10 protein-coding genes are annotated in these 15,934 nt (G+C 45.0%); all 10 read left to right on the top strand.

Annotated features, from left to right (window positions below):
- The coding region (locus tag DW949_RS11750) for an MFS transporter (RefSeq protein ID WP_118023405.1) at positions 1-780 on the top strand (780 nt) is incomplete at its 5' end.
- A 251-nt stretch (positions 781-1,031) separates the two neighbouring features.
- Positions 1,032-4,553, top strand: coding sequence for a pyruvate:ferredoxin (flavodoxin) oxidoreductase (gene nifJ, locus DW949_RS11745; protein WP_118023404.1), 3,522 nt, complete (start codon positions 1,032-1,034; stop codon positions 4,551-4,553).
- Between the two features lie 184 nt (positions 4,554-4,737).
- On the top strand, positions 4,738-6,153 hold the full coding sequence (locus tag DW949_RS11740) for an FAD-binding oxidoreductase (protein WP_118023403.1): 1,416 nt from the start codon (positions 4,738-4,740) through the stop codon (positions 6,151-6,153).
- A 256-nt stretch (positions 6,154-6,409) separates the two neighbouring features.
- Positions 6,410-8,077, top strand: a complete 1,668-nt coding sequence (gene ilvD / locus DW949_RS11735) for a dihydroxy-acid dehydratase (RefSeq protein ID WP_118023402.1) — start codon at positions 6,410-6,412, stop codon at positions 8,075-8,077.
- 36 nt (positions 8,078-8,113) lie between these two features.
- Positions 8,114-8,560, top strand: coding sequence for a MaoC family dehydratase (locus DW949_RS11730; RefSeq protein ID WP_233539591.1), 447 nt, complete (start codon positions 8,114-8,116; stop codon positions 8,558-8,560).
- 57 nt (positions 8,561-8,617) lie between these two features.
- Positions 8,618-9,760, top strand: coding sequence for an acyl-CoA dehydrogenase (locus tag DW949_RS11725; protein WP_118023401.1), 1,143 nt, complete (start codon positions 8,618-8,620; stop codon positions 9,758-9,760).
- Positions 9,761-10,141: 381 nt separating this feature from the next.
- Complete coding sequence (locus DW949_RS11720) at positions 10,142-11,704, top strand: histidine kinase (RefSeq protein WP_158570684.1); 1,563 nt, start codon at positions 10,142-10,144, stop codon at positions 11,702-11,704.
- Between the two features lie 26 nt (positions 11,705-11,730).
- Positions 11,731-13,326 (top strand): response regulator, encoded by a 1,596-nt coding sequence (locus tag DW949_RS11715; protein ID WP_118023399.1) that lies wholly within the window; start codon positions 11,731-11,733, stop codon positions 13,324-13,326.
- A gap of 81 nt (positions 13,327-13,407) precedes the next feature.
- Positions 13,408-14,127 (top strand): DUF554 family protein, encoded by a 720-nt coding sequence (locus DW949_RS11710; RefSeq protein WP_118023398.1) that lies wholly within the window; start codon positions 13,408-13,410, stop codon positions 14,125-14,127.
- Between the two features lie 246 nt (positions 14,128-14,373).
- Positions 14,374-15,783, top strand: coding sequence for an FAD-binding oxidoreductase (locus DW949_RS11705; RefSeq protein ID WP_118023397.1), 1,410 nt, complete (start codon positions 14,374-14,376; stop codon positions 15,781-15,783).
- The last annotated feature ends 151 nt before the right edge of the window (positions 15,784-15,934 follow it).

Here is a 15,934-nt window from a genome sequence, read left to right as displayed (position 1 = left end):
GGGATTCCTACGGTCCTCTTTGGCATCGTAACGCTGTACTATCTGACAGACAAACCGTCTGATGCAACGTGGTTGACGAATGAAGAACGGGAATGGCTAACGAATGAAATGGCAACAGAAGCAGCTGCCATCAAAGGGGCTAATGAAGATTATTCTATCATGAAAGCCCTCACGCATCCGTCCGTACTGTTCCTTGGCGTAGCATACTTCCTGGTTGTCTGCGAAGGCACGTATGGTATCAACATGTGGATTCCGCAGATGCTCAAACAGTGGTCCAACATGAGCACGACAGAAATCGGCTTTATTGGAGCACTGCCGTTCCTCTGCGCACTCATTTCGGTATACATTTTTGGCTGGAGCTCGCAGAAGCACCAGGAAAGCAAATGGCATCTGAATGTGGCTGTTTTGATGGCATCGATTTCTCTGGTTGCTGCAATGTTTGTTGAAAGTACATTCGCTACGATGGTTTGCCTGTGCATCGGCGCAGCAGGAATCTTTGCCTGCACACCGCTGTTCTGGACGATTCCGGCCCAGTTCCTCACCGGTACAGCTGCTGCAACGGGTATTGCCGTTATCAACTCTATCGGTAACCTCGGTGGTTTCTTCGGACCGACGGCTGTCGGCATGGTAAAAGATGCGACAGGCGATTTCCGTTATGGCCTGTTACTCCTTGGTGTATCCGTATTCATCGGCGGTATCATGTGCTTCTACATGAACAACCGTTACCAGGGTAAGGTAAACTTCGAAAAAGCACACGAAGATGCCAGCAAGTTAGACTGATTGTAATTCATGTATCTATGATGAAAAGTCCTTGTTTTTCCAGATAGGGGGAACAAGGACTTTTGTTATTTTAATCACGAACTACAGGGAAAAGGCAAGAATACTAACACAGATGTCAAAAAATTGCTAACGAAATGAAGATAGTTTGTAGTATGCTAATACAAGATAAGTTAAATCTCATCATTAGATGATGGTACATGCAGAGTATTGAAATGGTTCTGCATCATTTTTTTAGGAGAGGTGTCAATAGAATGGAAAAAGTGTTTAAGACTATGGATGGCAATACGGCAGCTGCGTATGTGGCATATGCATTCACAGAAGTAGCATCTGTATTCCCTATCACACCATCGTCCCCGATGGCGGAACACATTGACGAATGGGCTGCACAAGGCCGTAAAAATTTATTCGGTCATACTGTTAAAATGCAGGAAATGCAGTCTGAAGGCGGTGCCGTAGCTGCTATGCATGGCGCATTACAGTGTGGGGCACTGGCTAACACGTTTACGTCTTCTCAGGGCCTGATGCTGATGATTCCGAGCATGTTTAAAATTGCTGGTGAATTGCTCCCCGGCGTTTTCCATGTTGCATCTCGTACGGTTGCTTCGCATGCACTGACTATTTTTGCGGAACATAACGATGTCATGACCACCCGCAGCACCGGGATTGCCATGCTGGCTGAATCGAGTGTACAGGAAGTCATGGATTTGTCTGCCGTTGCTCATGCTGCTGCTATTTCCAGCCGGGTTCCTTTTATGAACTTCTTTGACGGTTTCCGTACGTCTCATGAAATTCAGAAAATTGAAGTCATTGATTACAAAGACCTGGAAAAATTCCTTGATAAAGATGCACTGCTTGCCTTCCGTCAGCGCGCACTGAACCCGGATAATCCGGTTTGGCGTGGCGCCTGTGAAACCGGTGACATTTATATGCAGCATCTTGAATCGCGTAATAAATTCTATGATGTCATTCCCGATATGGTAGAAGAATACATGAAAAAGGTACAGGAAATCACTGGCCGCGAATACCATCTCTTTAATTATACCGGCGCGCCCGATGCGGAAGATGTCATCGTTATCATGGGTAGTGGTGCTGAAGTTACAGAAGAAGCTGTACGTCACCTCGTCGCGCAGGGCCGCAAGGTTGGATGCATCAATATCCATCTGTTCCGTCCGTGGTCGGAAAAACATTTCCTGGCTGCATTACCGGAAACAGTAAAACGGATAGCCGTTCTTGACCGTTCGAAAGAACCGGGTGCTAATGGCGATCCTGTATACCTTAGCGTAGCTGCCAGCTTTGCAACGGCCGCCAATGCTCCGCAGGTATATGCCGGACGCTTTGGCCTGGGCGGAAAAGAATATTTGCCGGCTGATGTCGTAGCTGTATTCGATAATCTTGCAAAAGAAACTCCGAAAAATCACTTTGTCGTCGGCATAGTCGATGATGTTACGAATCTTTCGCTCGAACGCACGAGTGATCTGAATCTGGGACAGGAAGGACTGCATGCCTGCAAATTCTGGGGATTCGGTTCTGATGGTACCGTCGGAGCTAATAAATCGGCTATTAAGATTATTGGTGATAATACCGATTTGTATGCTCAGGGATATTTTGCGTATGACTCGAAAAAATCTGGCGGTGTTACCGTATCCCACCTCCGCTTTGGTAAAGAACCAATCCGTATGCCGTATCTGGTTCATCAGGCAGATTTCATTGCATGCCATCGTCAGTCCTATGTTCATAGCTTCGATCTGCTTCAGGGCATTAAAGATGGAGGCACATTCCTTCTGAATTGCACCTGGTCGAAAGAAGAATTAGAAGAAAAATTACCGGCTTCTTTGAAACGCAGCATTGCCCGGAACCACGTCAAATTCTATATTCTCGACGCTGTTGGTATCGCCCGCAAGATTGGTCTGGGTGGCCGTATCAATATGGTCATGCAGTCTGCATTCTTTAAACTGGCCAATGTAATTCCTCTGGACCTGGCTATCAGCAAGCTGAAAGATTCTGTTGTTACTTCGTATGGCAAAAAAGGCCAGCATGTTGTGGACATGAACTGGGCAGCTATTGATGCCGGCGTTAAGGCCATCGTTCCTGTAGATTATCCTGCTTCCTGGGCGGATGCTGTGGATGCTCCGGCAGAACCGGTAAAACACAGCAAGTTCTTCGAACAGTTTGCAGCTCCGATGGAAGCCCTTCAGGGTGACACCTTCCCCGTTTCCATTTATGACGGCTGGGAAGATGGTACGTATCCTCTGGATACAGCAAAAGAAGAAAAACGTGGCGCTTCTGTCTTTGTTCCTAAATGGGATGTGACAAAATGCGTCCAGTGCAATAAGTGTTCCTTCGTTTGTCCGCACGCTGCTATCCGTCCCTTCCTGACGACGGCAGAAGAAGCTGAAAAGGCTCCGGAAGGCTTAACATACAAAGAAACATTAGGTGCAAAAGAATATAACTTCACAATCGCTATTTCGGTAAAAGACTGCCTGGGCTGCACGTCCTGCGTCAAAGTCTGCCCGACAGGCGCCCTGGAAATGGCCGACTTCGATGATGAAGAATACAAAGCCAAGCTTTGGGATTATCTTGTGGACCTTCCGCAGAAGAAGAATTTCATGGACAAGAAGACTGTCAAAGGTTCGCAGTTTGAAATGCCGTACCTCGAATTTACCGGTGCTTGTGCTGGTTGTGCGGAAACTCCGTATGCCAAGGTTATTACACAGCTCTATGGCGACCGCATGATCATAGCCAATGCTCACGGCTGCTCCAATGTCTGGGGCGGCAGCGCACCGACACAGGGCTATAAGATAAATCAGCAGGGCCATGGCCCTGCATGGGGAAATTCCCTCTTTGAAGATAATGCCGAATATGGCTTCGGCTTCTTCCTCGGCGACCGCAGCAACCGGGAACTCCTGAAAGGCTACGTCGATGATGCCAAAGAAGTTGCTTCTCCCGAACTTCGCGCCATCCTGCAGGATTGGGAAGATAATATGGAAGTAGCAGAAGGCACGCGTAAGCGGTCTGATGCTGTCATTGCCGCCCTGGAAAAAGAAAAAGACGGCAAGTTTGAACTGGAACGCGTTTACAGCATGAAGCAGTACCTGATCAAACGCAGCACATGGATTTTTGGTGGTGACGGCTGGGCTTATGATATCGGCTATGGTGGTCTTGATCATGTCCTGGCACTGGATGAAAATGTCAACGTATTTATCTTCGATACGGAAGTATATTCCAATACAGGTGGTCAGCCATCCAAAGCTACGCCGACCGCAGCAGTAGGAAAATTTGCAACCATGGGCAAACGTACGAAGAAAAAAGACCTCGGCATGATGTGCATGAGCTACGGCTATATTTATGTAGCCCAGGTCGCTATGGGCGCAGATCCGAATCAGTTCATGAAAGCTATCACAGAAGCTGAAGCCTACAATGGTCCTTCCATCATCATCGGCTATGCACCGTGCATCAACCACGGCCTGAAAGCCGGTCAGGGCAGCAGCCAGCTGGAACAGAAACGGGCCGTCGATGCCGGATATTGGCAGCTGTACCGCTATAATCCGGATCTTCTGGATCAGGGCAAGAATCCGTTCAGCCTGGATTCCAAAGAACCGAAAGCCAATTTCCGTGATTTCCTTATGGGTGAAGTACGGTTTGCTTCTCTGCAGAAGGTGGATCCCGATCAGGCTGAAGCGTTGTACAAGAAGACGGAAAAAGACGCTAAAGACCGTTATGAAAGCTATGTACGCACAAAAGAAGCGTTCGATTGGCAGTTAAATAATAAATAAATATAGTTCTGTCACATCTGCAGAGAGTATACTCTGATTAGATGACGATTGCATTGCAGATTGTAGTTCCTGCCGGTATTTTCATTTCTCCCTTTCCCCGGCAGGGACGAATTCTGCTTTTTTTAGACAGAATATATGACTAAAACACATAATAAAAATCCTGAAAAGTAGATAGGAGTTCATCATGACTCAATACAATCCTGTAACCGATGATATAATGAAAGCTTTGAAACACATTGTGGGAGACCGTTTTGCGTCGAATAATCCCGATAAATTAGTGGCGTATAAAACGGACCAGGAAGAAAATGTGATCTTTCAGCACATGCCGGAAGCCGTGGTGTATCCGGAAACGACGGAACAAGTTGCTGAAATCATGAAGCTGGCGAATGAAAAGCGCATCCCTGTTACGCCGCGCAGCGGTGGTACCGGTCTTGCCGGCGGAGCAATTCCCGTCCGTGGTGGTATCGTCCTGGTTTTTGACCGCATGAATAAAATTCTTGAACTGGACCCGGAAAATCTCTATGTCCGCGTACAGGCCGGGACTCCCACGTTGGAAATCCAGAATGCGGCCAAAGCACATGGACTTTTATATGCCGGGGATCCCTGCAGTACCGATGCCGGTTGTGAAATCGGTGGCAATATTTCTACGAATGCCGGTGGAAATAAAGCCGTCCGTTTCGGCACGACACGGAATCAGGTATATTCGCTCCGGTGCGTTACAGCCCAGGGAGAAATCATGGACGTAGGCGCCCGGTTAAAAAAACAGAGTACGGGCTATGCATTGGAACAACTGATTATTGGCTCTGAAGGGACTTTGGCTATCGTTACCGAAGCGACGCTGAAATTACAGGCCTTGCCACAAAACACCATCGATATGCTGGCTATTTTTAATGATGTAGATAAGGCATTGAAATTGCCAAATAAAATATTAAAAGCCGGCATTAATCCCATTTCGTTGGAACTTATGGATACGAATTGTATTCAGTTGTGCAAAAAAAATCTGGAAATCGATCTCCCTCACGCCGATGAAAAAGGTGTAACCTATGTCATTATTACCATTGACGGGCTTACGGCAGATGAAGCGGACGAAAAAATGGAAAAAATAGCAGACATTTGCGATGAGGTCGGTGTGGTAGATATGCTTATGGCGGACCAGGACCGTATCTGGAGAGCAAGAAGAGATATTGCTGAAGCAACCCGTATTGAAAGTCTTGTCTTCTATGCAGAAGATATTGTCGTTCCTGTCGATAAAATCAGTGATCTGATGAAAAAATTGACGGAACTGGAGGCGACATACGGAATTCGCACGATGACAGCAGCTCATATCGGGGATGGAAATATTCATGTCCATGCCATGCAGTGCGATACTCCCGATGAGGTATGGAACAGCAAACTGGACGATTTCCATGCAGATCTCTATGGGTATGTATACCAGTTAGGAGGACGCCTTTCGGGAGAACACGGCATCGGTTCCAAAAAAATCAGGGAAATGGAAATGTTTACCCCAAAAGTTCCGCTTCAGTATATGCGGGCAATAAAGAAAGTATTCGACCCCCAAAACATATTGAACCCAGGAAAAATATTTACGGTCGAAGAATAAGTTATCCAGCATATTCTTCTTTTTACGATTAACGTAACCGCCTTTGCTATCTTCATTTCTAACAGAGCAATAAAATTAAAGTAGAAGTCAAGATATTATGGAGAAAAAAACAGATAACATGGTATCCTTTTAACAAAGGTATTCAGAAATCGGATGTAACAAATGCAATTTTTTATATGCAGAACGTACCGGGTCCGTGAGTACTATGAAATGATTAAGTATGTGAAATTTATCATTTAAAGGAGACTTGTAAAAAATGAGAAGCGAAATTACGACAAAAGGCATTGAACGCGCTACCCATCGTGCACTGTATTATTCCATGGGCTTCCTTCCGGAAGATTTGGAAAAACCAATCGTAGCAGTTGTAAATACCCAGAACGAATCCATGCCGGGACATGTTCATCTGGATACGATTGCCAAAGCCGTTAAGGAAGGTATTATTGCCGCAGGAGGTACGCCGGTAGAATTTCCGACCATTGCCATTTGTGACGGTATTGCCCAGGGCCATTTTGGCATGCATTATCCCCTGGCCAGCCGTGAACTGATTGCTGACTCTGTTGAATGTATGATGAACGCTCATCAGTACGATGCAATGGTTATGATTTCCAACTGTGATAAAATTACTCCGGGGATGCTCCTGGCTGCAGTACGGCTGAACGTACCGGCTATCCTGATCAGCGGCGGTACGATGGCAACGGGATGCATTGATGGTAAAAAAATCAATTATACAGATCTGATGGCCGATCAGGGCGATGTCGTCCGCGGTATCATCACGCGGGAAGAATTATCCCGTCGTGAACAGGTAGCCCTTCCGGGATGTGGTGCATGTAACCTGCTTGGCACAGGCAATACGATGAACTATATGACGGAAGCTCTGGGCATGTGCCTGCCTGGTTCAGATAATCTGGCTGCAACCGGTCAGCGGCTGGCACTGGCTAAACGGACGGGCATGAAAATCATGGAACTTCTTGAAAAAAATATCCTGCCCCGTCAGATTGTTACGAAAGAAGCCATTGAAAATGCCATTACCCTCGATATGGCAATCGGCGGCTCTACCAATACAGTGCTCCATCTGACAGCACTGGCTCATGCTGCAGGCATTGATTTTGATATTAATACATTCAATGAACTGGCAGAAAAGGTTCCTCATCTCGTAAAAATCAGACCGGCTACTAATGGATGTTACCCGGCTGATTTTCATTATGCTGGCGGCGTAAAGGCTGTCATGAAAGAATTGGATGACCTGGGCCTGATTCATGGTGATTGCCTGACAGTAACGACAGCAACAATGAAGGAAAATATAGCTGATGGAAAAATTATTGATGATACAATAATTCGTGATATTGACCATGCATACTCTAAGACGGGTGGCCTGGAAGTCCTTTATGGCAGCCTGGCTCCTGCAGGAGCTGTTTGCAAAAAAGCGGCAGTTGCACCGGAAATGATGCATCATCAGGGTCCTGCCCGCGTGTTCAATCAGGAAGAAGAAGCCGTAAAAGCTATTTATGGCGGCCAGATTAATCCGGGCGATATCGTCGTCGTCCGTTACGAAGGCCCGAAAGGCGGCCCGGGTATGCGCGAAATGCTGACGGCTACGGCTGCTATCGTTGGGATGGGTCTTTCCAAAGAAGTAGGTCTGGTTACAGATGGCCGCTTCTCTGGTGCTACTTCCGGTGCCTGTGTAGGCCACGTATCTCCCGAAGCGGCAGAAGGTGGTCCTATCGCCCTCGTAGAAGAAGGGGACATCATTGAAATTGATCTGAATACACGCCGGGTAGAATTACACGTACCGGAAGAAGAACTTCAGCGCCGTAAAGCTGCCTGGAAACGGCCGGAACAGGATTATCTGCAGAAGGGCAGTTATCTCGACCGGTATTCCAAACTGGTCACATCGGCTATGGAAGGTGCCGTATTTAAGGACTAATCGTTTCATCAGTACACAAAATAAGGAGTGAATCCCATGGTAATGCATAGAGAGTTTGTAGCAGAAAGAGCCTATGAAGATATTGAACTGGGGGAAACCGCCAGCATCACGAAAATGATCAGTGAAGCAGATGTTGTAAATTTTGCAGGCATCATCGGCGACTTTAACCCGCTCCATGTGAATCCGGTCTATGCCAAGGACAGCATGTTCGGCGAACGGATTTGCCATGGCATGCTGACAGCATCGTTTATTTCGACTCTCGTCGGCTGTGGCATTCCCGGCCGGAATGGCCTGTATTTATCGCAGGAAGTGAAATTCGTAAAACCTGTAAAAATTGGCGATACCATTACAGCTACTGCCGAAGTTATCGAAAAAATAGATGCGAAACGCAGAATTGTTATGCACACTGTCATCAAGAACCAGCGCGATGAAGTCGTCGTAGACGGCAAAGCGGTAGTCATGGTTATGAAGAAAAAACAGTAATACTGTCCTTTCTTTTCCATAACATACATTTTGATTTATATTGATGGAGGTTTGAATATGTCATTTTTGAATGAAGAACAGGCAGATTTGATTAAAGTAGTAGCAGATTTTGCTAAAAAGGAAATCGCTCCTAACGCAGCACATTATGATGAAACAGAAGAATTTCCTTGGGATGATATTCACAAAATGGCTGAATTAGGCCTCATGGGAATGCCTGTACCGGAAAGCCTGGGAGGCGCTGAAACCGATACGGTAACCTATGTTGCAGCTATTGAAGAAATTGCCAAAGCAGATGCGGCTATGGGCGGCATCATGGCAATTCATACATCGACAGGTATTATGCCGATTCTCATGAACGGCACGGAAGAACAGAAAAAGAAATATATTCCTGATCTTGCTACGGGCAAAAAAGTCGGTGCCTTCGCCCTTACGGAACCGAATGCCGGTTCTGATGCGGCCGGTGTGCAGACGACAGCCGTTCTCGATGGTGATGAATATGTATTGAATGGCAGCAAATGCTTTATCAGCAACGGTGGCGAAGCAGAAGTTTATACGGTCCTGGCAAGCACCGACAAGAGCAAAGGTACAAAAGGTATTTCCGCTTTCATCGTAGAAAAAGGAACACCGGGCTTTACCTTTGGCAAAAAGGAACACAAGCTGGGCATCCGCGCTTCGGCTACACGGGAACTGGTATTCCAGGATTGCCGGATTCCGAAAGAAAATCTTCTCGGCGTTGAAGGCAAAGGTTTCTCCGGTGCAATGGCCGTCCTGGATGGCGCCCGTATTGGTATTGCTTCCCAGGCCGTCGGCATTGCACAGGCTGCTTATGAAGCGGCTCTGGAATATTCCAAGGTCCGCATCCAGTTTGGCAAACCGATTGCAAAACAGCAGGCTATCAGCTTCATGCTCGCTGATATGGCTATCCAGATTGAAGCATCCCGCCAGCTGGTACGCCATGCTGCAGAATTAAAAGATGCTGGCAGACCGTTTGCAAAAGAAGCGGCTATGGCTAAGACAATGGCATCCGATACGGCTGTAAAGGTTGCTCTGGACGCTGTACAGGTTCTTGGCGGCTACGGCTATACGCGCGAATATCCGGTAGAACGGTATCTGCGTGATGCCAAGATTACACAGATTTACGAAGGCACAAACCAGATTCAGCGCCTCGTTATTTCCCGTGCTATCCTCGGCAGATTCTGATTGATTACCATAACTGGTTAAAAGAATAAAGAAAGGCTCAGAGAGACAAATGGCAATGGCTGTTTGTACTGTCTGGGCCTTTTTATTTTGGTCAGCGCTGCTATTACATACGTAATGCAGCTAGTTCATGAATAACCAGTATTCAAACCGATCCTATATGACATATAAACGACTGGATTACGGCATTATTGTGAAAAAAAGTAATATATTGTAAACTGCTATTCCTTGTCAGTACGGAGTTATATCTTGAAATTTGTCATTAAACTGATAAAATTGATATTACATATAAAAATGTTTTTATTACTTGGTAACGTTCGTAATAGAAATATACGTTACGATAGTTTCTACAGCATGGAAAACGATTGTACCGGGAGAACGAATATGACAAGAAAAACCATAAACTACATTAAAGATTTTTATGGCGTAGATGTTATCCGCGATGTTGTCCGGGATTGGGGAGAACAGCACTGGCTCCAGCTTGAACCGGACAGGACAAAGAACCAGCCCATTGTTTCTGTGGCCACTATTTATCCCCGCAAAGGGCAGCCATATCATGGTCACTTTGGATATCATGAAATTATAATTGGTATAAGTGGACAGTGTACCCATTGGTGTAATGACCGCGAAATAGTATTGACGAAAGGCAAAATCGGACATATAAGCAACGATTGCAATCATCGTTTTGTCAATACAACCGATGAACCCGCTTCCTTTATCAGTATCATCTATTCGGATATAACAAAACCGCTGGAAGAAAGCGAATATTTGGATCATATCGACATTGATATCATGGCAAAAAAACTGAATCTGAATCAGCTTATTTCTAATTTTGCCGATTTAGTCCATATGAAGTGTTTCCTTTTGTATCCCACGGGCCAGGTGTATGGCAGTCAGAAGGATCTTCCTGATTTATGTAAATATTGTATAGAACATAAGCAAGGAGACTGTCTGTTGCACAAGAAAACGCAACAACCGCAATTGGGTACATTCCAATGTCATTTTGGCGTGGCAGTCAATCAACTTCCCGTTCTCGTGAAAGGTGTACCCCTGGGATATCTCATTTGCGGCTTTGGCAGACTGTCAGATATTCCCGATCAGGAATTATTGCATACGATGCGGGATGAAATGCAGGCTGCGTACGATACGCTGCCTTTGTTATCACCCAATCATCTTATTTCTATAGCCAGAGATTTATCGCTGCTGACAAATGATTTTATCGATCTCTTTTTGAATTCACAAAGAGAAGATGAACTGAAAACGTATAAAAATGACCTGAACCGTGAACGGGAAGCCCAAAGCCGTCTGGAAACGCTTTTAAATAGGACGCAATTAAAATTCCTGGAATCCCAGATCAATGTTCATTTTCTATTCAATACGCTGAATACGATTGCCCAGCAGGCTTATCTGGAAGGCGCCGATACGGTTGCGTCGCTGACCTATGCATTATCTAACCTTTTACGTCTCAGTCTGGGGAAAGAAGAAGCACAAGTAACGATTCAGGAAGAACTCAATTATATACGGGACTATTTGTATATTCAGAATACGCGGTTCCCCAATAAATTTAAGGCGGAAATTCATGTGGACCCGAAAATCATGGGAGTCAGGATACCGTTGATGAGTCTTATGGTATTGGTGGAAAATGCTATTTTACATGGTTTTCAAAATATCGATTATCCGGGAAAGCTGATTATATCAGGCAATATAGAAGGAGATCATATCCTTCTGCAGGTGGAAGACAACGGATGCGGCATTTCGCCTGAACTGTCTGATATGGTCCGGAAGCTGCCTGAGACTGACGATATTAAAATACATCTCAGTGGTATTGGATTAAAAAATATCTATTTGCGGCTTAAGCTGTTTTTTAAAGGGAATTTCACGTTATTGCTGGATCCATTGCCCGATAAAGGAACGTTAGCAACGCTAACGATTCCAAAGACATACTAAGAGAGCGATAAACTGGAGGGAATGAGATGTATAATCTCGTCATAGCCGATGATGAACAATTAGTATTTCAATACATACAGGCTGTAATAGAAAAAAACCATCTGCCCTTGCATATTTGCGGTACGGCAAGTAATGGGAAAGAAGCTTTGCGATTGGTACAAATATATCAGCCTGAATTCGTTATGCTGGATATTAATATGCCTGAAATTAATGGATTGGACGTTGCCGAGAAAATACGCGAAGCCAATCCAGACACATTTATTTATATTCTGACGGCGTACAAAGAATTCGAATATGCTCACCGGGCTATGCATGCGAGAGTAACCGATTATCTGGTAAAGCCAATAAAACCGCATGACCTGGTCCGAATATTAAAAGCAGGCATCGGACAGGCCCTGAAGATGCGGATTGATAAGACTCATCTGGAACAGGTAGAAAAGAAATTAGAAGAACAATATCCTGTCGTTATCAAGGAACAATTGGCGGAATTACTGCGGATTGGAAGCCGCGACGAAAAAGTATTGCCTTTATTGTGTTCGTTATCGCACCGGAAGAATTTTAAACCTATCGCAGTATGCGCAATAGGGGGCTGGCATGATAATGAAAATGGAAACAGCGTTCCTGTGCGTATTCATGGAGGCGCCTTCAGAAAATTGCGTGAGTATGCGGTCATAATCCGTAAGGGCGATTTACAGGTCTGTATTTTTGATCGATGGAACAGCCAGATCCGATGTATGCTGCAGTCAATGATTGAAACATATGAAACAGATTATAATGTTTCCCTGTCTGCTGTGGTGTACATGAAACACGAAGAGATGCTCAGCTTTATTTATAAACGGGCCGTTGAAAATTGTTACATTGGCATGTTCTGGCAGTTAAAGCGTTTTATTATTTTAGGAGCGTGCAAGACAAAAACCATCGCTGACAATTCCCAGTTAGATTTGACCCATACATATGAACAGTTTCAGCAATTTTTACTGGATAATGACCTGTCATCAGGGAAAAAATTCATTTGTGACATATTTCAGGAAATGCAACGGCTGGAATACCCGCGTAATCTGCTCCTTGTTAATATCATCAGGTTTGGATGTGATTTATTAGACAGATATGGACGAAACGTCCTCAGTGATGAAGAAGTCATCCGTGCTAAAAAGAAGTATATTTCTGACATCAACAACACACTCAGTGCGCAAGCTGCCCTGACACATGTGAATAATCTCATTGATATGCTGACATATGACATGGTTTCTACACAGAACAATGCAGATAAGGTTGTTGAATCTGTTCTGGAGTATATCGAGGCTAACTATGATAAAGAATTGACGCTGGATCAGATAACGAAAGAATATTTTGTCAGTAAAGGATATTTCTGCCGCGTTTTTAAAAAATATACGGGTAAGCGGTTCGTATCCTATCTGACAGAAGTACGGATGAAAAAGGCAAGAGAACTTTTAAGCAGTGGGAAGTACACCATTACAGAAGTGGCAGGCAGGATTGGCTTCAAGGATGCCAGTTATTTTAGTACTGTTTTCAGAAAGTTTTATTCCTGTTCTCCCAGTGATGTTCTTCCGCAGAACAAGATGAAAGAAACTAGTGCGGCCTCATCAAAAGAAGATTTTTGATATAGAAGTAAATATATTCCTGGTGTATTTTCTTTTAACAGTGTATAATTCCAACTAATCAGATATACATGGAGGAACATTGTGGTTGGATTTGGTACGTTGCTGAATATGGTAGGAATTATTGCAGGTGGCGGTCTGGGCCTGACTATCGGAAACCGGATTTCCGAGGCCTACAGACAAATGGTGATGGTAGCGTGCGGCATCTGCCTGATTTTTATTGGTGCGGCAGGTGTCCTGGCAGAAATGCTGGTCTTTAAGGACGGGCGCCTGGTATCGACAGGGGCTGTAACCTTGCTCGTCTGCATGTCTGCAGGCAGTTTTTTGGGAGAATTGATTAATATTGAAGGACGGGTATTACGATTAGGGACATGGCTCCGGGCACATAGTGGAAATCGCGATGATGCACGATTCATCAATGCCTTTGTATCGGCATCTTTAATGGTCAGTATTGGTTCGCTGGCCGTTATGGGGCCTTTATCCGAGAGCATCTATGGAGATAGTTCCCTGCTGATTACCAAAACGGTAATCGATTTTTTAACCATCATGGTCATTACTATCCCGAATGGCAAGGGCTGTTTGTTTGCAGCCATTCCCATGGGTATCATACAGGGATTGATTACGCTGATAGGATTATGGTTTAAAGCTGCTGCGTCTGCGGCCATATTATCTAATATTGTGTTAACTGGATCGGTCATGATTTTTTGTGTTGGATTAAATCTGGCCTTTGATAAACAAATACGTGTTTCTAATATGTTTCCGGCAATTGGGATAGGTATTTTATATGCCTGTATTCCCTGGTAAGAACAAAGCCCTCGCGTTTTTTAGCGTGAGGACTTTTCTTTATTTTACAGGTGTTACTGGTTTTCATAATCTGTCAGTATATAATGCTTCATTTGCATATCGTATTGACAAATAAGTCATAATGAACTAACATGTTAGTATCCAATGATATATATCACATCGGGGATAATATACTTGTGACATGTATTATTTTGTGAGAACGGATGGTTTGTCAATCGTTCTATTTTAAACGGGGAGGGCTGACTTATGCCTAAATACAACAAAGTAACACCTGAACTGACTCAAAAACTGCTTGATTTACTTGGAAAGCACAATATGACGACAGATCCGGAAAAACTGGATGTCTATAAGACGGATGAAGAAACTAATCCGGCCTATTTCCATACGCCGGAGGTCGTTGTTTTCCCGGAAACGACGGAACAAGTAGCTGCTATTATGAAACTGGCCAATGAATACATGGTTCCTGTAACGCCTCGTGGCGGCGGCAGCAGTCTGGCCTGCCAGGCAATTCCTGTGTACAATGGCATTGTTCTCTGCCTGGAAAAGATGAATAAAGTCATTGAAGTCAATAAAGATGCACTGTATATGATTGTCGAAGCCGGTGCTGTTACGACTGCCGTACAGGCTGCAGCCAAAGAAGCTGGTCTGTATTACGCCGGAGACCCCAGCTCGAAAGCATCCAGTGAAATCGGTGGTAACGTCGCTACCAACGCCGGCGGCAGCCGCGTTGTAAAATACGGGACGACCCGCGACCAGGTGTACTGGGCTGAAATCGTAACGCCGACAGGTGAAATTACCCAGGTTGGCAAACGGCTGCAGAAGAATACCACCGGGTATGCTTTGGAAAAACTCATCTGCGGCAGTGAAGGTACGCTGGGCATTATTACTAAATTGTGCCTGAAACTCCGCCCCATTGCTCCGTATCATTTCGATATGGTTGCTATCTTTACGGATGAAACAAAAGCACTGGCCGTACCGAACCAGCTCCTGATGGCAGGTGTCCAGCCGACAGCCATTGAATTCCTGGACAATAAAGGAATCCAGAGTGAAGAACGGTTCATGAACATGACTCTTCCTCATTCCAAAGACAACGGAAACTATATCATCATTACCATCGATTCCTATGATCAGGATGACCTCGATAACCGTGTGGCTACGGCTGATGAAATCTGCGAAAAGAACGGTTCTGTGGAAACACTGGTTGCTGATGACCGTATCTGGGGAGCCCGGTATAATATTGGTGAAGCGGCCCGTAATGACAGCCAGATCTGGCTTGCAGAAGATATTGTCGTTCCTGTCGATAAGATTGCGGACCTTATGGCTCAGATCCCGGCTATTGAAAAGAAATATGGCATTGCTACGACCACTTCTGCCCATATCGGTGACGGAAATATCCACGTTAATGCTCTGAAGATGGACATGCCGATGGAACAGTGGAATGAAGTCATTCCTAAATATCACAATGAATTGTATACCCTGGTTTACAGCCTGGGTGGATGCCTCTCCGGTGAACATGGCATTGGTCTGCGGAAAATCAATGAAATGAAGAAGTTTACCGATCCCGTTTCCCTCAATATGATGAAGGCTATCAAGAAAGCACTGGATCCGAATCTGATTTTGAATCCGGGAAAAATTTTTACATACGACGAAGACTAAGACCGATTTTTCAGGAGCTGCTGCGCCATATAGCGCGGCAGCTTTTTTTATCAGACACACCATGACAAAATGGCATGGTAGACGGCGGATGCATGCATAATATGCCGTTCACTCAGATTTCATTGACTTTATACATCAGCTATGGTATTCT

The organism is Megasphaera sp. AM44-1BH (assembly GCF_003467125.1).
In the GTDB taxonomy this organism is placed as follows: Bacteria; Bacillota; Negativicutes; order Veillonellales; family Megasphaeraceae; genus Megasphaera.
Note: the sequence above shows the minus strand (reverse complement) of the source record. Positions and strands in the feature narration are given on the sequence as shown.